Genomic DNA, 25,786 nt, shown 5'->3' on the forward strand with positions numbered 1-25,786 from the left:
TATGAACTTTAAAAATATTTTTTTAACTGGGTTAGTTTTTAGTCTTTTAAGTTGTAAAGCTCAAACTAGTAATGTTTGGGAAGATTTTAAATCTTCAAAAACAACTGGAAATGAAGCCATTTTACCTGATTTTTCTTACGCAGGTTATAAATATAGCGAAGTTGAAATACCAACTGTTAACTACAAACTGTTTGATGTAACCAAATTTGGAGCTATTCCAAATGATTTAAATTCAGATAAAAACGCTATAAAAAAAGCCATTAAAGCTGCTGATAAACATGGGGAAGGCATTGTGTATTTTCCTAAAGGAAGGTATTACATTAATACTCAAAATGATGATATAAGTATTATCGAAATCAAGTCTTCAAAAATTGTTTTTAGAGGTGAAGATAAAGAAAATACCATCCTGTTTTTTGATAAAGATTTACCACCAACTGACCCTAATAAACTATGGTCTTGTCCTTCAGCAATAAAAGTAAAAGCTAAGAAAAATGATAAATTCATCACTAAAATAATTGGAGATTCAAAACGTGAAACTTTTTCTATTAAAGTTGAAGATGCTTCAAAAATTAAAAAAGGAGATTGGATTATTATAAAGGTAAAAAACAATAGTAAAGAACTCATCAAATCTGATATTGGCCCGTTAGAACCTCATCCAAAGTGGAAGAAAATTTTAAATGAAGGTGTTATGGTAAATGAGCGTCATCAAGTTGCTTCAGTAACAGAAAAAAAAGTAACATTGGTTTCTCCAATTCATTATGATATTGAATCAAAATATGGATGGGAAATTTTAAAATTTGAACACGTACATCACGTTGGATTTGAAAACTTAACTTTTGAAGGTAATTGGACTAAAAAGTTTGTTCATCATAAAAATGCCCAACACGATGGTGGTTGGAGTATTTTAAGTCTTTCAGATGCTGTAGATTCTTGGATTCAAAACTGTACATTTAAAAATGTGAACAATGCTGCAAGTATTTCTTCGTCTGCGGCTTGTACGGTAATTAATGTTGATATAAAAGGCAATATTGGTCACGCGGCAATTCACGCATCAAATGGTTCAACAGGAATTTTATTAGCGAAAATTAATGATGAGGCTGGTATGCATCATTCCGTTGGTGTTGGTGGTGGAAGCACTACCGGAACTGTAATTTGGAGATGTACATATCCATCACACACTTGTTATGAATCACACGCATCTCAACCACGTTGTACTTTGTTAGATAATGTTAATGGTGGTTTTTTTACAGGTAGAGCAGGTGGAGCTATTCAAAGTTTACCAAATCACGGAAGGTATTTAGTATTTTGGAATTATAATGAAACCGATGAGGCTGAAAAAGATTTCAGGTTTATAGCAACCAACTCTTGGTATTGGAGAAATGTACCACCTATAATTGTTGGTTTTCACGGAGCTGGAACAACTTTCAAAAAAGATGAAGTTCAAATTGTAGAAAGCAATGGTACTCCTGTAAAACCAGAATCTTTATTCGAAGAACAATTAAAACTTCGACTAGGTAAATTACCAAATTGGATTTCAAAAGAAAAAAAATAGCATTTATATTTTAATAAAATGAAACTAAAAAACACATTACTTATAGCTATTTCATTACTGCTGTTAAGTTGTAAAAGCGAAGTTAAAAAAGAGGTTGTTGTTACAACAAAAAAGCCAAATATATTAATTGTTTTTCCAGATCAATTAAGGCGATACAGTGCTGGTTTTTGGAGCGAAGAAAACTATAAAAAACACGTAGTAGGAAAACCAGATCCTGTATTAACTCCAACCATTGATAAACTAGCAAAAAACGGTGTGGTTTTTACGCAAGCAGTAAGTAATTACCCGTTATGTAGCCCATACCGAGGAATGATGCTTTCTGGAATGTATCCTGAACAAAACGGAATTTGGAACAACTGTAAAAAAGGAAGAGAGCATAGTTTAAAAGATGATATTGCTACCATTCCAGATTTATTTTTCAAAGCTGGTTATAACACTTCTTACTTCGGAAAATGTCATTGGTTAAAAACTGAACCTTTATTTGACGAAAATGGAAACTATCAAGGTACTACAGAAGCACCAGGAGGGCATTATGCAAATACATATGACACTTATATTCCGCCAGGAAAACGTCATAATATCGAATACTTTTACCAAGCTTTAAAAGATGAGCATTTTAATCCTAGAATTTACTCAAACGATCCAAGTACAATTGAAGGTAAAAAAGATGGTGAATTACACTTACCAAAAGTTTTTTCAGCTAAAAATGAAGCTGAAAAAATTATTAAGTACTTAAAAAACGAAAACGGTCAGCGTAATGCAAACAAACCTTTTTGTATGATTTGGGCTTTAAATCCACCGCATAATCCTTGGGATGATGAAAATACAGATATGGAGACTTTACACAAGCATTATGATACAGATAAGTTTCCTGAGATTGATGACAAGTTAGTAGTTAGAAAAAATGCCGATTTAAAAGTTGCTAATTATGCGCGCCATTATTATGCCAACGTTACTAGTGCCGACAATTACATTGGACAAGTTATTGATGAATTAGAAAAAATGGGAGAGCTAGATAATACTATTGTTATGTTTAGTTCAGACCACGGAGAAATGTTAGGTAGCCATAGTAGAACTGGTAAAAATTCATTTCAATTAGAATCGCTATCTGTACCATTTATTGTTCATTGGCCGAAGGGTTTAAAAGCTGATATAACAGATGTGTTGTTCGGAGCAACTGATGTATTGCCAACCGCTATGGGATTAGCAGGATTGTCAAACCAAATTCCTTCGGAAGTAGAAGGAACTAATTTTGCGGAATTACTTCTAAATCCAGAAAATAATTCAGTAAAAAAACCAGAAGACGTTTTAATAATGTTAGGAAATTCTAGAGGTATATTCTCTGGAAAATACACCTTGTGTTTAGAAGAAAATAAAAAACAATGGGATACCGATAAAGGAACCGAAATTTCAGAAGCTTATTTGTACGACAATATAAATGACCCATATCAATTAAATAAGATTGATTTAAAAGCATTGCCTGAAATTTCAAATAAACTATTAAAATCGTTAGGTGAAAAATTAAAAATGTCTAACGATCCTTGGTTTCAACAAAAAAAATATAGCAACCTAATTCCGTATCCAAATAGTTAACTAGCTCATTAATGATCCATTTTAAAAACAGCAGTCGCATAGTTTTATTATTGGTTTCAACATTCTTTTTTATAAGTTGTGAAACTAGCACAAAAGTGCTGTATGCTGATGACTTTGACAAAAATTTAGACAATTGGGTTGTTGAACAAATGGAAGATGGCTTTGTTGAAATTAACAACAAACAATTAGAAATTTCACAAGAAAATGGTGCGGTGGTTTGGTTTAAGCATAAATTACAAACTCCTGTAACCATTGAATATAATATTACTGTTGTAGACAAAGGTGGCAAACATGATAGAGTTGCTGACATGAATTGTTTTTGGATGGCAAATGATCCTGCTAATTCAGATTTCTTTAAAAATTCGGAACTACGCGGAGGTGTGTTTTCAAACTACTTTCCACTAAGTTTATACTATGTTGGTTATGGCGGACATAACAATACAAAAACCAGATTTAGAAAACATTTTGGAAATGGAGAAAGACCTTTAAAACCTGAACACGATATAGAGAATCCTAAATTTCAAATTATTGCAAACACAGCAAATCACATAAAAATAGTGGTTACCGAAAATAGCACTCAATATTTTTGCAACAACAACTTAGTTTACAATATCGAAGATGAAAATTTGTACCGTTCTGGTTATTTCGGATTCAGATCTTATAAAAACCACTTATTGATTGATACTTTCAACATAACAAAACCTTAAAAATGGCAAAATTAATAACACGTATCGGCTTTATAGCTTTAATAGTTTTCATAGTTACTCAATGTAAAATTGAAAAGATTGAAAAAGAGCAATTATCTACAGTCTGTAATCCAATGGATTTAAGTTATAGGTTTATGCCAAATGGTGTTTCAAGGCGCGAGGCTGCAGATCCTACTGTTATTTTATTTAAAGACACCTACTATTTATTTGCTTCAAAATCTGGCGGATACTGGTTCTCGGATGATTTAACAAAGTGGGCTTTTATTGAAACTAACGAAATTCCTACGGAAGAATATGCTCCAACAGCCATTGTTTTAAATAACGAAGTTTATTTTTTAGCTTCAAACGGTAAAAAAAATACAGTTTACAAATCTGCCGATCCAAAAAGCGGAAAATGGCAATTGGTTAAAGATGGTTTAAAGGTTCCAATGACCGATCCGGCATTCTTTTTAGATGATGACAATAAGCTATTTTTATATTGGGGATGCTCAAATAAAAATCCGATTTATGGCGTTGAAATTGATAAAACTACATTTGAATTTATAGGCGAAACACAAGAGCTTATATTTCCTAATCCTGAAAACTTAGGATGGGAAATTCGAGGAGATTATAATACAAAAACTGAAGTTTCTCCTTGGCTAGAAGGGGCTTGGATGAATAAACGAAACGGAAAATATTATTTACAATATTCTGCTCCTGGAACTCGAGAAAAATCGTACTGCGATGGCGTTTATGAATCTGAAAACCCTTTAGGGCCATATACACTTGCCAAACACAATTCTTTTGCTTACAAGCCAGAAGGTTTTGCTTGTGGAGCCGGACACGGAAGTACTTTTGAAGATAAATATGGAAACTTTTGGCATGTCGGAACCATCGCAATTTCAGTAAAAGATAAGTTTGAAAGACGTATTGGCTTTTATCCTGCGTTTTTTGATAAAGATGGAGTTTTGTATTCAAACACTAGATTAGGTGATTTTCCAATAATAATTCCGAAGAAGAAAATTGAAAGTATTGATGATATTTTTCCAAATTGGATGTTACTTTCTTATAACAAACCAATTGAAGTTTCTTCTGAATTAGAAGGGCGTTCAAAAAACTTAGCAACCGATGAAGAAATAAGAACTTATTGGAGCGCAAAAACTGGAAACAAAGGAGAATGGTTTCAAATAGATTTAGAAAAAGAAGTTGAAATTAACGCTATACAATTAAATTTTGCAGAGCAAAACACTAAACTTTTTAATAGACAACCCAATATCTATCAACAGTTTTTGGTTGAATATTCTTTAGACAATAAAACTTGGAAAACCTTAATTGATAAAACAAAAAACAAAGCTGATGTTCCGCATAATTACCTTCAATTAGAAACCTCAACTAAGGCTCGTTTTTTAAAAATTACCAATTATTATACACCAAGCGGAAAATTTGCACTATCAGATTTCCGAGTGTTTGGAAACGGACAAGGAAATTTACCTCAATTTGAAAGAACTTTAACTGGAATTAGAAACAATGAAGACAGAAGGCAAGTTAGCTTAAGTTGGAATACCGATAAAAATGCCTTGGGTTATAATATTCGATACGGTACAGATCCTGAAAAACTGTACCATAACTATCAAGTTTTAAAAAACAACAGTCTAACAATTAGAAGTTTAAACAAACTTCAAAAATATTATTTTACCATTGATACTTTTAATGAAAACGGTATTAAAAAAGGTTCAAAAATTATTGAAATCAACTAACAATAGGTTATTATGAAACAGTTTGTATTCTTATTTTTTACAGGAATTTTATTTTTTAGTTGTGCTAAAAAATATTCAGAAGAAAACATTTGGGAACCAAAAATATTAAAACAATTCAAACAAAAAGGAATAGCTTCTAACCTACCCGATTATTCCTACGCAGGTTATGCTTATGGCGAAAAAAAAATTCCAACAGTTAAAGGAAAAACATACACTATTACAGATTTTGGAGCCATACCAAATGATGAAATTGACGACACAAATGCCATAAATAAAGCTATTGAAACCGCAGGTAAAAATGGCGGAGGAATTGTTTATTTTCCGAAAGGGAAATTTTTAGTGAATACCGATTCTACAAAAACCGATATTGTTAAAATAAACTATAGCAATATTGTATTGCGTGGTTCTGGTTCAGCAAAAAACGGAACCATTATTTTTAGTGGAAGTTCTACACATCAAGCAGAAGATAACAGTCCTTGGTTATCTCCTTTTGTATTTCATACAGGCTTAAATTTACACGGCACATCATCGTTTTTTAATGTTAAAGATTTAGATGTTTTTTCTGAAATTAAACAAGACGTTAAAGCCGGAACTTCTATATTAGAACTAAATTCAACAAAAGATTTAAACGAAGGAGATATTATTTTAATTGCTTTGAACAACACAACGGATGATGGGAATTTAATGAATGATTTAATGCATCCTTTGGAGTTTGAAGAATTTCAAAAAAGTTATTCTGAAGCTGGAATTCAAAGAGCAGCTTCTTTTCAATACCCTGTCGAAATTGCTAACATTATTGATAATTCTCACATTGAACTAAAACAACCTACTCGTAGAGATTTATTATTAAAATACAAGCCAACTATTAGTAAAATGCCAATGCTTAAAAATATTGGTGTGGAACATTTTAAATTCGAAAGTGCTTGGGACGGAAACTACAAACATCACGGTAACAGAGAAATGGATTATGGTTGGGGAGCAATAAATTTGCATCGTGTTGCTAACGGTTGGATTCGTGATATTCATATTGATAATTACACACAAACAACACATTTAGTAAATAGCAGAAATGTAACTATTGAAGACATTAAAATTACGGGAAAAATTGGTCATTATTCACCAAAAATGTATCATTCATCAGATAATTTGGTTCAAAATATTGAAGTTGAAAATGAAGTTACTCACGGTCCTGGTTTAGAAGGTTGCTCCTTTGGAAATGTTTATAGAAATATTAGCTATAAATTTCCTACTCCTTTAGATTTACACGGAATGGCAGATGCAGGATTTTGTCCACCAATGTATAACTTGTATGAAAACATAGTTAATGTAAAACAAATTGCTGGTGGAGCTGCACCACAAAATATTCCACACTCTGGAGAATACAATACTTTTTGGAATATTGGAATGGAAGGTTGGGAAGATGGTGAGTTTCAAGAAATATTTTTCTCTTGGATTTGGAGAGATTCAATTAAGTTTAAAAATGAACTACATATAGATTGCCATAAACAATATTTACGCAGTATTTTAGTAGGAGTTTATTCTTCTAACCCAGAAAAACAACTAAGTATTGAACATAGTTTTAAGGACAGAAGTGATGAGTGGATTTATGTTGAAGGCTTAAATACTAAAAAACCAATGGTCAATTTGTATGAAACTCAGTTAAAATTAAGGCTTAGCAACTAAACCTTTTCTAATTACAATTAATTTTCTCTTTAAGTAGTTATCTAATTTACATTCATTCTAATTAAATAAATACATACTTTTATACCTCTAAATAGCATCTTTTTATTAGAACCATATAAAAAAACGTTATATAAAAAATGCCGCACTAGGTAAACTAAAGACTTTTTTAACACCTCAGTATTGCTTGCATTTTATTGTTGAATAATAATTAAAATTATAATAACCCCTATGAAACAACTACTCAAAGTATGCATGTTGTTTTTTGTCATTAATTTACATGCACAACAAGATCAACCAAACACAAACGAAGCAATTATTTACCAAGGAAAAAAACACATTAATTCTGAGGGTAAAAAATTTAGTTTTGCTTTTGATAAAAACGACAAAATAAAACTAGCTTTTAAAACTGAAAAAGGTAAAAAACTTAAAACAGTAACTGTTAAAAACATTTTTGGAAAAACAATCTGGAAATCTGAAAACTCATTTGAAATAAATCAAGAAATTGCGATTCCTACTGAAGGTGTTTACACTTTTGAATTTAAAGCAAAATCTATGGGAAGTAGAGATGTTTTTATAAACATTTCAAGAGCTAGTAACAAACTTTACAACCCAGCTTGGACAAACTTTAACACTTATAAAAAAGAGTTAGTAAATTACAAAGTAGATAGTATGGTTGGCTATAAAGAGCCAATAGCAGCTAAAAAAGAATTCAAAGTTTTTGATAGGTATTTATACCAAAATATTGAAACTTTTAATTTTCATTCTCAAGTTCTTGGACAATGGGGAAAACATAAATCACAAGCAAAAGGTTACGATTTAGGAATTGATAAAAATCTAATACCTCGCAATGGAAAATTTAAAGGCTATACGTATTCTATAAATTCTACCATTGGAGGAGCAAAACATTGGGTTATAGCTGATGTTACGGTTTCAGTTGGCGCATTATTTTTAAGTCCAGCAGCAAGTTTTGCCGCACACGGAGCAATGGCATTAGTTGGCCCTCAACCAGGAAACGAACCAATCCAATATTTTATTTCAAACAGACATTCCGACATTAATGTTGTTAAAGAAATATACTCTCCAAGTAACAACATAAAAAAAGGTGCAGATAAAGTAGTAGGCGGAGGAAAAAAAATAGGTGGTGCAATTGTAGGAGCATTTAATAAAAAAGCTGGAAAAAAAATAAGTGGAGGAGGTACAGGAATAAAATCCTACAGTGAAAATGATTTAAGTTACACTCAAAAAGGAAAAGTAACTAATTTGTTTATTTATTCTTCTAAACCTTATCCAAACGAATGGTTTATAGTTGCAAACCCAGAAAGAACCCAAGCTAAAAATATTCATATGGAAGCCAATGCTATTTTTTACGCCCCTATTTTTAAAAAACTCTTTGCTAATGAGTTAACCTATGATTTAGAAACTATTGAAGTACCAAAAACAACTTATCAATATTTTAAATCTACAACTTACAGTTCAATTAAAAATTAGTCCCCAACTCATAAAAAAGAAAAAATGCTTCAAAAATATATTTACACATTAACCCTATTTATTTGCTTTACATTTATTGCAAATGCTCAAGAAACCAAAATAAGTATAGTAAAAGGAAAATATACATCTCAAAAAAAAGCTTCAAAATTAAAAACATTTGAAGTTTCTAAAGGAGATATTATTGAAATAAACCTAACCACACTTCATAAAAGAAGAGGATTACATTTATGGGTAAACCAACATCCGGGAGGTTTAACAATTCTTGATTTTGAAGATTTAAAAACTTCAAAAAAAACAATTATAGCACAAACCGACGCTATTTTTCAGGTATTTTACGGAGGAAATAAGCTGGATTTTGAAATTGAAATCGCAAACACAACCAACAAACCTAACGGACCTGGAAAAGGAAAACCTATTGTTGTTCAAATCCCTGACACTTTATACGCTAGCGGTTACGTAAACAAACCTATTGGCGAAAGTTATTCCTTAACTCCTTTTAAAGAAAAAGTAATATTAGGAACAACCATTGAACCAGAACAAATTTGTAACAGAAACTTTTTTACCGGAGTAGATAAAATTGAATTAAACATTCCTAATTTTATTGAAGACGAATACCGTGTTCAAAAATTAAAATCGTACAACGTTACCTTAATTTGCGGTGGAACTTCTATGCAAAGTTCGCTAATGGGAGTTGTAGATGCTGGAATTGATACTTTTGTAGGTTTACCAGGCTTAAAAAGTAAAAACAAAGGAAAAATAGGCAAAGCTTCATCTAACAAACGCTATAAATTCACTAAAAACTTAGATGAACGAAGCGATAAATTAGAAGTTATAAATGAAACCATTGAAATTACACAAGAAGGTGCTGAAGATTATTCTGGTAATGAAAATTCTGAAATACTTGAAAAAACAGCATTTATTGTAGATGGAGGCGTTAAAAAAATAGCTTTGGAAAGCGCTTTAGATGCTACTGGAGCACCAAAAGAAGCTAAAGCCATTATTGGTAAAATAGAATCGTTTCCTAGTGTTAGCGATATGGCTAAAAATGCACTTCATAAAATAACTCCAACTATTAAAGGAAGAGCTAGATTAATTGTTGAAGAAGAAAAATTTGTAAAAAAATCTTTTGCAAAAATACCTTCAACAAAAGAGTTTATTATTCAAAGTGCCATGAATTACGGAAAAAATTCTGGAGGTTGTTGGGATATTCCTGGAGACAATCCTTCACTTTCAGATGGGAAAAACTTCCAAGTATGGAATCTTGATGGTGGATTCGATAGAAAATTCAAATTTACAGATTCTTCAATGCCTGGTTATTATGAAATTCAAGTTAGCTACAGTCCACGTTATCGAGTAAATGTAGACGGTGGACGAACTAAAAACGGTACTAATGTTGAATTATGGTCTAACAACTCAAATAAACGACAAAACTTAAAGCTTAAACATTTAGGCAACGGTCGTTTTAAAATTTATACAAATACTAACAGAGTTTTATGCCTAGATGGAAGAAAAAACCATAACGGTTCTAACATTCATATTTGGGAAGACCACAACGGTGCTTGGACAGAATGGTATTTAGTTGACCCTTATACAAAAAAAGCATTTGTACCAACAAAAAATCATACCATTAAAGTACCACAAAACCATAAACTATCTGATGATGAAGGTGGATTTATTAGTAGACAATTCAAAGTAAATTCAGATAAAAAAGATATTAAAACGCTTCTTACAATTACTAAAAAAACTGCTGAATCCAAAGCTAAACTACTAGTAGAAGCTATTTATGAAATTACAGATTTTACCGATGTAATTAAATACAAAAGAGTAAGTACACCAGTAACAACCAAAGATTTTTGGAGTGCTTATAAAATAAATTATAAATATGCCTTAATGTTTGAAGATCAAGTAAAGGACTATTATAAAATTATTGGTAGTAATTCATCTAGACCAACTAGTGAAGTTGTTGACCCAAACAATGAAAAACAAAAACTTAGATTGTTTAAATACGAACAACTCACAACAACCAAAGCAAACTAGAATTAAAAAGCGGATAAAATTTTAAATTTTATCCGCTTTTTAATTCTAAATATTATAGGTTTTACAAACACCAAAATTAATTATGGGTTAATAAAAGCACCCAGATCTTTTTCATCAATTACTGGATTTGCACCTTCATTTTTTGCTACAATAGCACCAACAGCACAAGCACAATTAATAGCTTCTTGTGGACTAGCATTTGAAAACAATTTATAAATTAAAGTACCTAAAAAAGAATCTCCAGAACCAACTGTATCAACAACATCAACATAGTATCCGCAATTGTGATAGTATTTACCATCAATGAATAATACTGCTCCATGAGATCCTAAAGTAACACAAATAGAATTGGTGTTTGTCTCTTTTGAAATAAATTCAATATTTTGTTCTAATGAATTAAAATTTGACCCCATAAATCGAGAAACCTCATACAGTTCTTCGTCATTCAATTTTATAAAATCAGCTTCATTCATTAATTCAATAAGAGTATCTTCAGTATAATGTGGCTTCCTTAGGTTTACATCAAAAATTTTGTGTTTTGCCACTTTTAATAACTGTAACAATGTTTTTTTTGTTGATTCATCTCTTGATGCTAAACTTCCAAAAACAAAAATATCAGCACTTTTCACCAATTCTGAATCCTCAATAGATAACCGTATTTTATCCCAAGCTGATGGGTATGTTATATCATAAGATGCATTTCCTTTTTCATTCAACCTAACATTTACAACTCCTGTTGGATAATTTTCTTTTACTTGAATTGAGTTTGTAGATATTCCTAAACCATCAAAATACGCAATCAATTCTTTCCCATTATCATCATTTCCAACAGCACTAATAATTGTAGAATCAACTCCAAATGATTTTAATCTTGAAGTAACATTTAATGGTGCTCCACCTATTTTTTTATGCTTTAAAAACACATCAAATAATATTTCTCCAAAACAAACAGCTTTTAATTTTTTCTCTAACATTATAACTCTCTTAAATTAGTATATTCACTTTCATTTAACTTAGAAATACGAATATGTGTTGGTTTAAAAATCATATTTAACAAAAACCCAATAAATAATATTGCTGCAAATAGGGTTGCTAACATAAATCCGTAAGTTGCATTTGAACCAAAAAAATCACTTACCACTCCCATTAATAAAGGGCCAATTGCTGCTCCTGCTGCAGTGAAAAACAAAATAATACCTGCTACAGAACCGTGACTAGATTTTGGAAAGCAACTAATTCCTTTTGAATTTATTGTTGGGTAAATTACAGACATAAATAAACCTGAAAGTGGCAACAAAATAACCGTTGCGGTTTCGCTTACAAAACTTAACCCGTAACATAGAAGGATTATAAAGCTTGAAACTGACATTACAACTGTCCAATCAAACCGTTCTAACATCCAAGCTCCTAAAAAACGTCCACCTGCTCGTAAAATAAAAAATATTGGTAAAGCATATAAAGCAATAAATGTAAAACTACCATCATAACCAGAAATTAAAGTTGGCATCCATACATAAATTGCAGCTTCAACAGCTACGTATAAAAAAGCAGCTAAAGAAAAACCTAACGCATATTTATCTTTTACCATAAGCAACGTTCTCTCTATGTTTATTGGTTCTTCGGTTGATTTTTTAGTGTTAGGGTATTTTGCAAAAAAAGCAATAATTATCAATACTACACACAATGTAGCTGCAACAACATACAACCATTTCCAATCTACATTTCTAGTTAAAAAATAGCTTACTAAAAACGGACCAATAATAGCTCCTACTCCAAAAAAACCTTCAACTATATTCATTGTTGAAGTATGATCATTGGTAGATTTTGACATATCGCCAATAAGAGCTAAAGCACCTGTTTTAAAAATACCAATTGCGACCCCTGAAATAATAAGCAACACTAAGAAAAAACCAAAAGTATTACCTAACAAAAACAAATAAGAATTAATGGCAAACAAAGCCAAGCCAATAATAATAGTTTTTTTTCGTCCAATTTTATCAGCTATAAAACCCAAGAATATTCCTGCTAAAGCAATGGCTGTCATAGGACCATAATGTAATAAACCGGCGGCTGTCATCGATAAATTAAATTCCTTCATTACTTCAGGAATAATTACACCAACAGCATCTGTTGTCATGGCAAACATCATAAACATCAAATAAGTTAACCACTTAATGTTTTTTTGATTGTACTCTGCCGATTGTACTTGCGTATCTTTCATTTTATTTATTTCTATAAAATTAAATAATATTACCGATTAAAATGAGCTGTTTTATAAGTTACTATGAAAAACTAGTTTCCATTTTCATAGCTTTTAAATCTATTAAAAGTTCTGCCCAATGCTCCTTATTTGTCCATTTTATATTTAGCACATCTTCTGAAGTTTCAATTAAATTAAAATCTCCATTAAATGCTTTATGGTTATTCCTTATAATCATTAACTCCTTTAATTTTTTAATTAAAGGCTTTTCTAAATGTGTTTTAATTTCGCTTTTTGTAAAATAATGACGGTTTATATCTCTACCAACATTAGTTTTCTCTAATAATTCCATATCATTTTCACCAGCAAATAAACCTACGTAATAAACTTGAGGAACTCCAGGTACAAAAAACTGAATAGCTCTCGCCATTAAGTAAGCGTTTTCATCTCTACCTAACGCATCAAAATAAGTGCAATTTACTTGGTATAAATCCAAATTTGAAGCTGCTGATCCAGTAGCCTTTAAACTGTTACCTTTGCTATTTGCATGCATTTGATTCACTATTTTATCTAAAATATCATTTTGAATCAATCCTGGTTTTTCATCTTCACCAGCAACATCTACAATTCCAATTCCATCGTGTGTATCTAAAACTGTTAATCCGTTTTTAGGACTCACCTCTAACCATTTTTTAAGGCTAGATGTGTTTTTATTGAATAAAGTATCTAAAACTAACACTGGCAATGCAAAATCATATACATAATCTACTCTTTTTGCAATTTCAATTTGAGTTTTATAATATGAATGTATTTCAACTAATACCTCTATTCCTTTTGCTTTAGCTTTTTCAGTAAGTTGGCTTATAAATTCATAGGTTTCATCTATCATAAAACAAGATGTTCCTTGTTTTTTAATAGCATATCCAGCAGCATCCAAACGAATCATTTTAACCCCTCCTTTTTCAAAAGTATCTAAAATACTTTCCAAATATTTGATTCCAATTTCATTATTTACATCAATATCAACTTGATTGCTAGTAAAGGTTGTCCAAATTAATTTAACCGATCCGTCATTTAATTTAAACATTGAAAAAGGAAGATTTGGACGAGGCCTATAGATTGTCATCAAATCGGCTTCAGTTGCTCCATTTGGAAACACTGTATTATAATTTAAAAATAAAGAAGCATACTCCGATTTTTCACCTTTTTGAAGATAATCTTGAAATTGAATTGATTTAGCTGATACGTGATTTACAATTAAATCTGCCATTATATCAACCTCTTCACTTAAATCTTTTAAATCGTTCCAATCGCCTAATCTAGGGTCTATTAAATTATGATCTATAGGGTCAAAACCTGCATCTTCTCCATCAATAGGGTAATAAAAAGGTAAAATATGCAAACCTCCAAAAAGTCCTTTAAATTCATTTTTGAAGAGTGAATTTAAATCTTGAATACTTTTACATCCTAACCTATCTACATACGTTATTAATTGTATTTTATTTTTCATTTTCTACTTCGTTTATCGGTGTGGGGAATTAAAAAAGTGAACGCTCTCATAGTTTATAAAAAGAACATAACCTAACCTCTTGAGAGCAGTTCACATTTTTAACCATCTAAATGGCTCAGCTCAATTCAAGTTTTTTCTTTTAATAAATATTTATTGGTAAAAGTTAATTTCGAAACCTTTAAAAATTGAAAGGCAGGTATTTATCTGCCTTTCAAAAAATAAACTCAAACATTAATTATTAAGTATGACTAACAATCATCCTTACCGTATTTTAAAATTTAATAACCAGGGTTTTGAATGTACAATCCTCCTGTAAAATCTATTTCTCTTTGTGGTATTGGGTAATATTCATCTCTACCAGATGTAAATTGGGCATTTGCTAAAAAATCACGTTTTGTTTTCTCAACTGCTAAATATCCATTTAACACCTCTTCTGCTTCTCCCCATCTAACTAAATCAAAAAATCTTGGTCCTTCCATTCCAAATTCTAATCTTCTTTCAAACTTTAAAGCTTTTAAAGCATATTCTTTTGAAGTAAAAGTTGGATATGTACCAATATTATAAATATCTGTTGCTCCTGCATCCATTGGCATTGAAGTACTTGCAGCTGCTCTTAATCTAACTTCGTTAATTAAATCTGTTGCTGGACCATATTGATCTAATTGAATCATAGCTTCAGCTTTAAATAATAACAAATCAGCATATCTAATAAAATCAACATTTTTAGAGGTTCCTACAAACGGACCTTCTTTAACATAACAACCGCAATCTGGTGCTTGTTGTTCTTTCATATTCCCAAAATATCCATATACTCCAGGATCTCTAGCCCATGAAAAATTATAAATCATGTCACCTGCTTCATTTACAGTATTTCTATACTTAAAAGGTCTTCCAGGTATTCCAACAGTATGGTCAATTCTTGGATCTAAAGTTATTCCAGCTGTTAATGGTGAATGTCCATTTCCATCAATAGTAGTATAAATATCTTCATTATTAAATGTATCTAATAAAGGTAAACCTTCAGCATTTGTTTTAAATGCATTTACCATATTTTGACTTGCTAAGTGAAATCCACAACATCCATATAAACCTGTACCGTGAGGAGAGTTTAATCCTGTTACATAACTTACACGACTTACTTCAGTTCCATCATTAATTGAAAACTGCGCTGCCCAAATTGATTCTGATCCATTGTCAAAACCATCCATATAATTGTTTCCATAATCAGCTTCTAAACTAGAAGTTACCTCATTAGCATAATCAATTACTTCTTGCAGTCTTGCTGTATTTATTGAAGTTACTTGATGATTGTCATTTTGTTCATAAGCTTGGTATAATCTTAACTTTGCTAAATAAGCTGCTGCTGCATTCCTATCAGCTCTTCCTACTTGATCTTGAGATTGAGGTAAATTGTTATAGGCGAATAAAAAATCATCTGCAATTACATTCCACAACTCTTCATTAGATAAATCATTTGAAGTTTCAAGAATTTGCTCTTGTGTTAACTCTTCAGTTATATATGGAATTTTCTTAAATAAAAGCTTCAACATAAAGTGTGAATGAGCTCTTAAAAAACGTAATTCAGCTTGACGAGTTGTTTTATCTGCATATTCTGCGTCTGGAATTTCATTAATTACTGACAAAGCAAAATTTGCTCTTGAAATTGCTTTATAATGATTTGTCCAAGTTCTAGGAGTCATCCAGTCTCCGTCATCTGCTTTAGTTAAATTATACTGCTCATAATGGTCAACCACATCTACATCACCTCTTCCTCCTCCACCTTTATAGGCGTCATCAGACCTTACACTTCCATATACCCATTGGTGAGTTACAGGACCAATCATTTCATCATTTGCAATTCCTGCATAAGCTGCTACAACTAATGATTCAGCATTTTCTGCAGTTGCAACATTATCAGAAGATAACACTCCTTCTGGCTCATAATCTAAAAAATCTTCGCTACATGATATCAATAGTAAAATTGATAAAAAGTAAGTTATTTTTATATATTTTTTCATTTTTTCAATTCTTAAAAATTAATATTTAAACCTAATGATAGTACTGTTGGAACAGGTATGTTATTGATATTAGATCTTTCAGGATCAGCTCCTATATAATCGCTTGGAGTAAACCAAAATAAGTTTTCTCCTTGCACATACATTCTAAAACTTGACATTCCACCCCATTTTTCAATAATCTCTTCTGGTAATGAATATCCTAGCTGCATATTTCTAACTTTAAAATATGAGTTGTTTCTGTATAAATAATCTGAAGTTTGCGTATCATTATTCACCAAAGAAAGTGAAGGAACATCGGTATTTGTATTTGTTGAAGTCCAAGCGTTTAAGGTTCCTAAACCTGCGTTATCTCTACCTTGTACAAAATTGTTATAGAAAATATAAGAATCTATTCCTATTCTACCTGCAACCCCAGAACCAAATACTGAAAAATCGAAATTTTTATATTCTAAATCAACTCTTACACCATACTCTAAATCAGGTAATGTGGTTCCTAAAAAGTCTCTATCGTCACTATCAATTACATTATCATTATTTAAATCGATAAATTTAATTCCACCTGGTCTTGCTCCAATTTGAGTTGCGTGTGCATCTACTTCAGCTTGACTTTGGAATAAACCATCTGTTTTATATCCAAATATTGAAAATTGTGAATGACCAATAATTGAGTTTTCTGCTGTACCAGGATATGCTGTTCTAACTTCTTCAGGTAGTTCAGTAATTTTATCTTTAAATGCTCCAAAATTTGTTGAAACAGTCATTTTTAAATCATTATCAAATGTTTTTGAATATGCTAATGATAATTCCCATCCTTTTGTGTTTGTTGAAGCTCCATTTAAATATCGAACTTGACCTTCTCCTACAGCTGAAGCAATTGGTGGTTGAATTAAAATTCCTTCAGTATCTCTATTGAAGTAATCAAATGAACCTATTACTTTACCTTGAAATAATCCAAAATCAACACCAAAGTTTACTTCTTTAGTTTCTTCCCACTTTAATCCTGAATTTGCTGCTTGAATTGATACAAAACCTGAAGGTAAATTACCTGTGTTTGCTCCGTTTAAATCATAAGCGGTTCCTACATTGTAATAAATATTGAAAAAATCTGGAACATATACGTTTTGGTTAGGTCCATATCTAGCTTCATACAATCCAAATCTTGCAACATCTCCAATAGACTGGTTACCTACTGTTCCATAACCAGCTCTAAATTTTAAGCTTGAAATTGTTTCGTTATCAGCCAAAAAATCTTCTTCACTAATTTTCCAACCAACTGTTGCTGCTGGAAAAATACCATATCTATTGTCCTCACCAAACCTTGAAGAACCATCACGTCGTAAAGTAAATGACGCTAAATATTTATCATCAAAAGAGTAGTTTACTTTTCCAAATTGAGATAATAATCTATTCCCTGTTGATGTTCCATTAGAACTTCTTGCTCCTGTTGCAGCAGAAAGCGTAAAATATGTTTCTGTTTCAACTGCAAAACCATCTGCAGAAGCTACAATTGAATTTAAATCAGATTTAATAGCTTCTGTTCCTAATAATACATCAAACTTATGTTTCTCATTAATTTCAAAATTATAATTTAATGTATTAGTAAAAGTCCAACTTGTATATTTACTAGTATCATATGTTAAACTATTATTAGCTCTAGTAATAAATCCGTTGGCAACTGTTGTTTCAATATCTTTATCGCTATAATCATTAAAATCAACACCTAAACTAGTTCTAAAAACTAAGTTTTTCATTAAGTTAATTTCAGCAAAAACATTTCCAAAAAACGATGTTCTTTCTGTATTATCCCATCTATTTATATACTGCATGTATAATGGGTTATTTCTATCTGAATAACCTGAACCTAAAGGGCCAGCATAGTCTCCAGTACTTGTATAAACAGGAATAGTTGGAGCTAAGCTAATTGCTAACCCTGGAGTTGGCGCACTACCAACATCTGGAGATGCTAAGGTTTCATCTGAAGTTGAAAATTGAGTATTAATTCCAACCTTTACTTTGTCATCAAACAATTTAAAGTTTGTATTTAATTTAGCAGAATATCTTTCATAACCTGTATGTTCTAAAACACCTGTATTTTTTAAATACCCAACGTTTAATAACGCAAACATTTTATCAGTACCTCCAGATACCGTAAAATCATTATTATAAACAAAACCTGTTTTATAAACTTCATCTTGCCAATCAGTATCTCCAACAGGCACATTAGTATCTCCACCTACATAAGGTTGTACTGTTAAACTATTTAAAACTGGATTGTTAAAATCACCATTCCAATCAAAATTATATATTTCACCATATCCACTATTTGGATCAGCGCCATCATTTACCGATGCTTGAAAAAGAACTTGCCCACGTTGTTCCGCATTTAACATGTCGTAACGTTGAGATTTTTCTGAAAGTACCGATACATTAGTATTGTATGAAACTTTAATTTTCTCACCATCTCCTTTTGGTGCATTTTTAGTTGTAACAATAACAACACCATTACCTGCTCTTGCACCATAAATTGTTGAGGCTGATGCATCTTTTAATACTTGCACAGATTCTATAACACTAGGATTTAAGCTAGACATTACTTCTTGTCTTACAGTTGGTACTCCATCAATAACATATAATGGATCATTATTTCCTAGAGTACTAACTCCACGAATTAAAACCCTACTACTCGTACCACTAGGATCTCCAGATTTTTCAATAAACAATCCTGGTACTTTTCCTTGAATTGCTTGCATTGGATTACCAGAACTCATACTTTGTCCTTCCAATGAAGATACGTCTACTACAGATACAGATCCTGTTACATCTACTGCTCGTTCTCTAGTATAACCTGTTAATACAACAACATCTAATGATTGTGCATCAGGTGTCAAAACAACGTCTATTTTACTTTTTCCATTTAATGGAATTTTTTGAGTTGTAAACCCCACATAACTGAATACCAAAGTAGCATTACTATCAATATTACTTATTGTATAATTTCCATCAAAATCAGTAACAACACCTTTAGTTGTTCCTAATATTGACACAGATGTTCCTGGTAAAGGCGAGCCATCTTCTGAAGATGTAACAACACCTTTTACTTCTAATTTTTGTGCCTGTATTGTAAAAATTGAAGCAAATAAAATTAGAGTTAAAATAAATTTAGTTCTCATAATTCATCTTTATAGTTTAGTTAAAATTAAGTTCATTAATTATCAAGTTTTCAATTTCTATATTGAAATTTTCAGACTGTACTGAAAATGCCTCGATAGGATTTTTTGGAAAAAATATTTCTGTCATAACAGTTTCTCCATTGTTGTAAAATATTTCTATTGAAGTTTTGTCTAATAAAAGCCTAACTTCAAGTTCGTTTTCAGTTGTAGTAAATGGTGCTTTTGAAATTTTTGGAGCAAATTCTTCTGAAAAAGATACATTTCCAGACACCATTCTATCAATAAAGAAAAATTGTTCATTATTATTTAGTCCAAATTTTATAGCATCACCACTTTTGTTATCAAAACAAAATGTATATGTATCTTCTTTTAAATTTTTAATTGTAAACTGAATATCCAAACTTTTAAAATCGATCAGTTTTTTATTAGTTAATAAAGTTTGTTTCCCCTTTTCAATATTTATACTATTTTTCTTTACTGTTTTTGAAATATAGTTTGAGATTTCTTTAACTGGAACAGATTTTAATTGATATTTATTATTGGTTTTTGTAAGCTTAAGTTCTCGTGCAACCGTCATAGAACTTCTCCACTTTTCGGTAGGAACTTTTGTTGCATATTGCCAGTTACTCATCCAACCAATAAATAACTTTCTTCCATCAGTATCTGGAATATTAGACCAAGTTACACCTGCATAATTATCTTTTCCATAGTCAATCCAAGAAGCATTATTAGTATCTAATTCATTTTTAAAGTCTGGATCGATTGTAAAGTTTTTACCATCAAAATCTCCAACAAAATATTGTGTTGCAGACCCCATATTATAACCTCCTTTTCCAACACTTACTATAAGCACCCATTTAACTTCATCAGTACCTTCTACTTGCATAGCAAATAAATCTGGACATTCCCATACACCATCATGAGAACCAATATTTTCTCCAAAATTTGATAAAAGCTCCCAATCTTTTAAATTTTTAGAACTATAAAACATTATTTCTTGACCAGCTGCCAATACCATAATCCACTTTTCATTTACTTCATCCCATACAACTTTAGGGTCTCTAAAATCTTTGATATTTGGGTTTTTTATTACTGGATTATCAGCATATTTTTCCCACGTTAATCCTTCATCCAAAGAATAAGCAATGGCTTGAGATTGAAAATTAACATCACCGTTTTTTTCTTTATCCATATTATGGTAAGTAAACATGGCTATAGTTGGGATTTTACCACCTTTTCCAAAACCAGAAGTATTATCAGCATCAACTACGGCACTTCCTGAAAAAATATAACCTTTCTCATCTGGGTACAATGCTATTGGTTTTTCAACCCAAGTGACCATATCTGTACTAATTGCGTGCCCCCAGTGCATTGGTCCCCAAACATTCCCATCAGGATAGTATTGAAAATATAAATGATAGTAACCATTGTAGAAAAACATACCATTAGGGTCGTTCATCCAATTAGCTTTCGGCGTGAAATGAAAATTAGGCCTATATAATTGTTCTTCTGAAAGCTTTGTTTCAACAGTATTTGATACATCTTGCTTTGTTTTTTGCTCCTTACAACCAATGGTTATAATTAGACCAATAAACACCACAAATAATACTTTAAATTCTTTCATTTGTTTAAGTTTTAATTATTGTTTTATTAATTTTTTAGATAATTTCTCTAATGAAATTCCTTTTGTTTCTGGCATCATAAACATTACAAATATTAATTGAATCAACATCATAAATGCAAAAAAACCAAAGACGGCTCCAGCTCCAATACTTGAAAATAATACTGGTACTAAAGATGGAATTATTGCTGCTAATACCCAATGTACAGAGCTTCCAAATGCTTGCCCTGAACCTCTTAAGTGATTTGGGAAAATTTCAGAAATAAACACCCAAATTACTGTTCCCTGACCTATTGCATGTGCTGCAATAAACATAAATAAGAAAATGGGCATAGAGTTTCCTTCCCAATTAAAAAAGAATGCAATTGAAACTAATGAAAGAGATATTATATAACCTACGGAACCAATATACATCAATTGTTTTCTCCCTAATTTATCTATAAGATATATACCTAATAGTGTAAAAAGCATATTAGTTACACCAACACCTATACTACTTAATAATGCCGAACTTTCCTCTAAACCAGCTTCAGTTAAAATTCTAGGTGCATAATATAAAAATGCATTTATTCCAGATAATTGATTAAAGAAAGCCACAAGAAATGCAAGAATTAATGGATATCTATATTTTTTTAAAAAGATGTTTTCATTAGCAACTGTATTTTCCATTTCAGCCTTAATTTCTGTCATTAACTGCTCTGGATTTTGTTCTGGATTTATAATTTGAAGTACTTTTACAGCCTCTTTATTTCTAAACTTAGTAAGCAACCATCTTGGACTCATAGGCACTGTTAAAGCAAATAATGTATATAAAGCAGCAGGAATAGCTTCTACGCCAACCATCCATCTCCAAGAATTTTCACCTAGACCACTTAGCAAGTAATTAGATAAAAAAGCAACTAAAATTCCAAATACAATATTAAATTGATAAAGACCTACAAGTTTACCGCGGTCTTTTGCTGGTGCTATTTCAGAAATATAAGCTGGCGCCGCTATGGTAGATGCTCCAACTCCTAATCCTCCAATAAATCTAAAAATTGCAAATGTAATTGGATCGTTTGCAAAAGCCGAACCTATAGCAGAAACCGTGTATAAAACACCAATCCAAATCAGCGTATTTTTACGACCAAATTTATTAGTAGGTATACCTCCAAAAAAAGCTCCTATCACTGTTCCCCATAAAGCCATTCCTATCACAATAACACCATGAAATACATCTGAAGACCCCCACAATAATTGTAGTTTTTTTTCTGCTCCAGAGATAACTACCGTATCAAAGCCAAATAAAAACCCTGCTAAAGCTGCAGTAACTGACCATATTAGTATTTTTTTATTCATCCCTTGTTTTTATTAAGTGCTATTTAAATCTATTGGTTTCAATTCTATACTCAAATATATTCACAATTAACATTATTGTTCTTTATATTAACATCGAAATCGATTTCGAAATAACCGAAATCGATTTCGATTACAATTTTAGCTTAAACAATATTTGTTTATTATATTTGATTATATGGAACCAGTAACCCTTAAAAATATAGCTTCAGAACTTGGAATATCAGTTACAACTGCCTCAAAAGCATTAAAAAATTACCCTGATGTTAGTCCAAAAACCAGAAAAGCTGTAGTTGATTTAGCAAAAAAATTAAACTATACTCCAAATTCTTTTGCCGTGAATTTAAGGACCAAAGAATCTAAAATTATTGGATTAATTATTCCTGAAATTGTACATCATTTTTTTTCAAGTGTTATTAATGCAATTATTAAGAAAGCCGAAAAAAAAGGATACTTGGTTATAACTCTTCAATCTAATGAATCTGATAAGCTAGAAGAGAAACAAATTGATTTACTTCTAGACAAACGTGTTGATGGTATATTAATGTCTCTTTCAAATAATAGAAAAGATTTATCACCTCTAAAAAAAATAATAGAATCTGAAACTCCTTTGGTTTTATTTGATAAAATTTCAAAAGTAATTAATTGTTCAAAAGTAATTATTGATGATAGAAAAGCTGCCTATTCAGCTACTAAACATTTAATTAATTCTGGATGTAAAAATATTGCTCATTTTAGAGGTCCTTTAAACCCTCAAAATTCAATTGATCGTTTTTTAGGATATAAAAAAGCTATAGAAGACTATAAATTAACCTTTGACAAATCCTTAATTTATACTTGTGAAAAAGTAACTTATAAAGAGGGTTATAATTTTGCCAAACAACTACATTTAAGCAACAAAAAGGTTGATGCTATTTTTGCAATTACCGATCTTGTAGCAATTGGTGCAATAACCTATTTTAATGAGGCAAACATAAAAATACCTGAACAAATTTCAATTATAGGTTTTAGTAATTGGTTTATGGCTTCTGTAATTTCACCTTCATTAAGTACAGTAGACCAACCAGGAAACGAAATGGGTAAAACTGCTTTAAAGCTATTGTTAAAGGAAATAAAAGCCACAAAAAAAGGTAAAAAAATAGAATATAAAACTATTGTGTTACCAACAGACGTAATTTGTAGAAACTCCACAAAAAAATAAGACCCTCATTTATTCTTCACTAACTTTCATGTAAAAAGAAAAACCCAACTGAAAAATCAGTTGAGTTTTAGTACCTCGAGTGGGAATCGAACCCACACTCCCGAAAGAACTGGATTTTGAATCCAGCGCGTCTACCAGTTCCGCCATCGAGGCTTTTTTGAATTGGACTGCAAATTTAAAAATTTTTTTTCATCTAAAACGTAAAAACTTTAAGAAGATGTTCAATTACTATTTAAATAATTTTAAATTTGCACCCAACAACACACAAAACCGTAAACACAACTAAAAAAAATGGAAAATACTACTCAGTTAGCGCCTAAGATTTTTGCTTGTAGACAAAGCATTAAATTAGCTGAAAAAATCGCTAAAGAATATGGCCAAGAACTTGGTGATGTAAAGATTTCTACATTTAGTGATGGTGAATTTCAACCTGCACTTGTAGAATCTGTACGTGGTAGAAGAATATTTGTTATTGGTTCTACTTTCCCAAATTCTGATAATTTAATGGAAATGCTTTTAATATTAGATGCAGCAAAACGTGCTTCTGCTCGTCATATTACAGCTGTAATTCCTTATTTTGGATGGGCAAGACAAGACCGTAAAGATCAACCTCGTGTAGCAATTGGAGCAAAATTAGTTGCTAATTTAATTCAAGCTGCTGGTGCAACTAGAATTATGACTATGGATTTACACGCTGATCAAATTCAAGGGTTTTTCGAAAAACCAGTAGATCACCTTTATGCTTCAACCATATTTTTACCATACATTCAAAAATTAGGTTTAAAAAACATTACTGTGGCTTCTCCAGATATGGGTGGTTCTAAAAGAGCATATGCATATTCAAAGTATTTAGAAAGTGAAGTAGTAATTTGCTACAAAGAGCGCTTAAAAGCTAACGTAATTGATACTATGGAACTAATTGGTGAAGTTGAAGGACGCCACGTTATTTTGGTAGATGATATGATTGATACTGGAGGAACACTTGCAAAAGCTGCAGATGTTATGATGGAAAAAGGTGCTTTAAGCGTACGTGCAGTATGTACACACCCTATTTTATCTGGTGCTGCTTATGAAAAAATTGAAAATTCTAAATTATCTGAATTAATAGTTTCAGACACAATTCCCTTAAAAAGAGAGAGTTCTAAAATAAATGTTGTATCTTGCGCCCCTTTGTTCGCAAATGTTATGCACAATGTACAAGATTGCTCATCAATTAGCGGACAATTTTTAATGTAAATTAATAATAAATAAATATATAAATGAAATCAATTACAATCACAGGATCTCAAAGAGAAAGCGTAGGTAAGTCGGCGACTAAAGCCTTACGTAATGCTGGAAAGGTACCTTGCGTATTATACGGAGGGGATAAACCATTACACTTTTCAGCTGACGAAATTTCGTTCAAAAAATTAGTGTATACTCCAAATGTATATACAGCAACGATTGAAGTAGAAGGTGCTAAATACCACGCAATTCTACAAGATATTCAATTTCACCCAGTATCAGACAAAATTTTACACGTTGATTTTTACCAATTATTCGATGATAAATTAGTAACAATGAACATTCCTGTAAGATTAGTTGGAACTGCTCCTGGTGTTATTTCTGGTGGTTCTTTGCGTTTTGCAATGCGTAAATTAAGCGTTAGAGCTTTACCTGCAGATTTACCAGACTTTATTAACGCAGATATTTCTAAATTAAAAATTGGAACTAAATTAATTGTATCAGAATTAGCTGATGACAAATTCTCAATTTTACACCCTGAAAATTCAGTTGTAGTGCAAGTTAGAACTGCACGTACTGCTGTTGTTGAAGAAGAAGAAGGTGAAGAAGGTGAAGAAGGAACTGAAGGAGCTACAGAAGAAGCTGCTGCAGAATAATTCAACTTTTACAAAGTATTTAAAAGCGTTGCAAGTTGCAACGCTTTTTTTTTAA

At 31.2% G+C, this 25,786-nt stretch carries 17 protein-coding genes and 1 tRNA gene; 10 read left to right on the forward strand and 8 right to left on the reverse strand.

Annotation, left to right across the window (positions count from 1 at the left end; genetic code table 11):
• Position 1: 1 nt before the first annotated feature.
• From BLU40_RS12680 to BLU40_RS12710, 7 genes are all read left to right on the forward strand, one after another.
• Positions 2–1,552 carry a DUF4955 domain-containing protein gene (locus BLU40_RS12680; RefSeq protein ID WP_090124102.1) on the forward strand — a complete coding sequence of 517 codons (1,551 nt, stop codon included), beginning with the start codon at positions 2–4 and terminating at the stop codon, positions 1,550–1,552.
• Positions 1,553–1,570: 18 nt separating this feature from the next.
• The gene (locus BLU40_RS12685; protein ID WP_090124105.1) at positions 1,571–3,145 is read left to right on the forward strand and encodes a sulfatase family protein; all 1,575 of its coding nucleotides are present in this window, start codon (positions 1,571–1,573) and stop codon (positions 3,143–3,145) included.
• Between the two features lie 11 nt (positions 3,146–3,156).
• Positions 3,157–3,852, forward strand: a complete 696-nt coding sequence (locus BLU40_RS12690) for a DUF6250 domain-containing protein (RefSeq protein WP_139170964.1) — start codon at positions 3,157–3,159, stop codon at positions 3,850–3,852.
• 2 nt (positions 3,853–3,854) lie between these two features.
• Positions 3,855–5,588 (forward strand): family 43 glycosylhydrolase, encoded by a 1,734-nt coding sequence (locus BLU40_RS12695; RefSeq protein ID WP_090124109.1) that lies wholly within the window; start codon positions 3,855–3,857, stop codon positions 5,586–5,588.
• 12 nt (positions 5,589–5,600) lie between these two features.
• The gene (locus tag BLU40_RS12700; RefSeq protein WP_090124112.1) at positions 5,601–7,271 is read left to right on the forward strand and encodes a glycosyl hydrolase family 28-related protein; all 1,671 of its coding nucleotides are present in this window, start codon (positions 5,601–5,603) and stop codon (positions 7,269–7,271) included.
• Positions 7,272–7,499: 228 nt separating this feature from the next.
• Complete coding sequence (locus BLU40_RS12705; RefSeq protein ID WP_139170965.1) at positions 7,500–8,759, forward strand: hypothetical protein; 1,260 nt, start codon at positions 7,500–7,502, stop codon at positions 8,757–8,759.
• 24 nt (positions 8,760–8,783) lie between these two features.
• The gene (locus BLU40_RS12710) at positions 8,784–10,796 is read left to right on the forward strand and encodes an RICIN domain-containing protein (RefSeq protein ID WP_090124117.1); all 2,013 of its coding nucleotides are present in this window, start codon (positions 8,784–8,786) and stop codon (positions 10,794–10,796) included.
• A gap of 80 nt (positions 10,797–10,876) precedes the next feature.
• On the opposite strand, the gene BLU40_RS12715 is transcribed toward BLU40_RS12710, so the two are convergent.
• The 7 genes from BLU40_RS12715 to BLU40_RS12745 all read right to left on the reverse strand — a co-directional run bounded on the left by BLU40_RS12715 (position 10,877) and on the right by BLU40_RS12745 (position 22,653).
• Positions 10,877–11,770, reverse strand: a complete 894-nt coding sequence (locus tag BLU40_RS12715; RefSeq protein ID WP_090124120.1) for a carbohydrate kinase family protein — start codon at positions 11,768–11,770, stop codon at positions 10,877–10,879.
• On the reverse strand, positions 11,770–13,017 hold the full coding sequence (locus BLU40_RS12720) for an MFS transporter (protein ID WP_090124123.1): 1,248 nt from the start codon (positions 13,015–13,017) through the stop codon (positions 11,770–11,772). Before BLU40_RS12720 ends, BLU40_RS12715 begins: the two co-directional genes overlap by 1 nt.
• Positions 13,018–13,078: 61 nt before the next feature.
• Positions 13,079–14,506: a sucrose phosphorylase gene (gtfA, locus tag BLU40_RS12725; protein ID WP_090124126.1), complete on the reverse strand. Its 1,428-nt coding sequence runs from the start codon at positions 14,504–14,506 to the stop codon at positions 13,079–13,081.
• Between the two features lie 278 nt (positions 14,507–14,784).
• Positions 14,785–16,524: a RagB/SusD family nutrient uptake outer membrane protein gene (locus BLU40_RS12730; protein ID WP_090124129.1), complete on the reverse strand. Its 1,740-nt coding sequence runs from the start codon at positions 16,522–16,524 to the stop codon at positions 14,785–14,787.
• 11 nt (positions 16,525–16,535) lie between these two features.
• Entirely contained in the window at positions 16,536–19,694 is a 3,159-nt protein-coding gene (locus tag BLU40_RS12735) for a SusC/RagA family TonB-linked outer membrane protein (RefSeq protein ID WP_090124132.1), read from the reverse strand.
• Between the two features lie 16 nt (positions 19,695–19,710).
• Positions 19,711–21,318 carry a glycoside hydrolase family 32 protein gene (locus tag BLU40_RS12740; protein WP_090124135.1) on the reverse strand — a complete coding sequence of 536 codons (1,608 nt, stop codon included), beginning with the start codon at positions 21,316–21,318 and terminating at the stop codon, positions 19,711–19,713.
• Between the two features lie 15 nt (positions 21,319–21,333).
• A complete protein-coding gene (locus BLU40_RS12745) occupies positions 21,334–22,653 on the reverse strand; it encodes a sugar porter family MFS transporter (protein WP_090124138.1) in 1,320 nt (439 codons plus the stop codon).
• A 175-nt stretch (positions 22,654–22,828) separates the two neighbouring features.
• Between BLU40_RS12745 and BLU40_RS12750 the strand changes: the two genes are divergently transcribed.
• Complete coding sequence (locus BLU40_RS12750; protein WP_090124141.1) at positions 22,829–23,851, forward strand: LacI family DNA-binding transcriptional regulator; 1,023 nt, start codon at positions 22,829–22,831, stop codon at positions 23,849–23,851.
• 71 nt (positions 23,852–23,922) lie between these two features.
• Here the strand turns inward: BLU40_RS12750 and BLU40_RS12755 are convergent.
• Positions 23,923–24,004, reverse strand: a tRNA-Leu gene (locus tag BLU40_RS12755).
• Positions 24,005–24,142: 138 nt separating this feature from the next.
• On the opposite strand from BLU40_RS12755, the gene BLU40_RS12760 reads away from it, so the two are divergent.
• The gene (locus BLU40_RS12760; protein WP_090124144.1) at positions 24,143–25,087 is read left to right on the forward strand and encodes a ribose-phosphate pyrophosphokinase; all 945 of its coding nucleotides are present in this window, start codon (positions 24,143–24,145) and stop codon (positions 25,085–25,087) included.
• 23 nt (positions 25,088–25,110) lie between these two features.
• On the forward strand, positions 25,111–25,731 hold the full coding sequence (locus tag BLU40_RS12765) for a 50S ribosomal protein L25/general stress protein Ctc (protein WP_090124147.1): 621 nt from the start codon (positions 25,111–25,113) through the stop codon (positions 25,729–25,731).
• Positions 25,732–25,786: the final 55 nt, after the last annotated feature.

It is taken from the genome of Lutibacter oricola (genome assembly GCF_900106565.1).
Taxonomy (GTDB): Bacteria; Bacteroidota; Bacteroidia; order Flavobacteriales; family Flavobacteriaceae; genus Lutibacter; species Lutibacter oricola.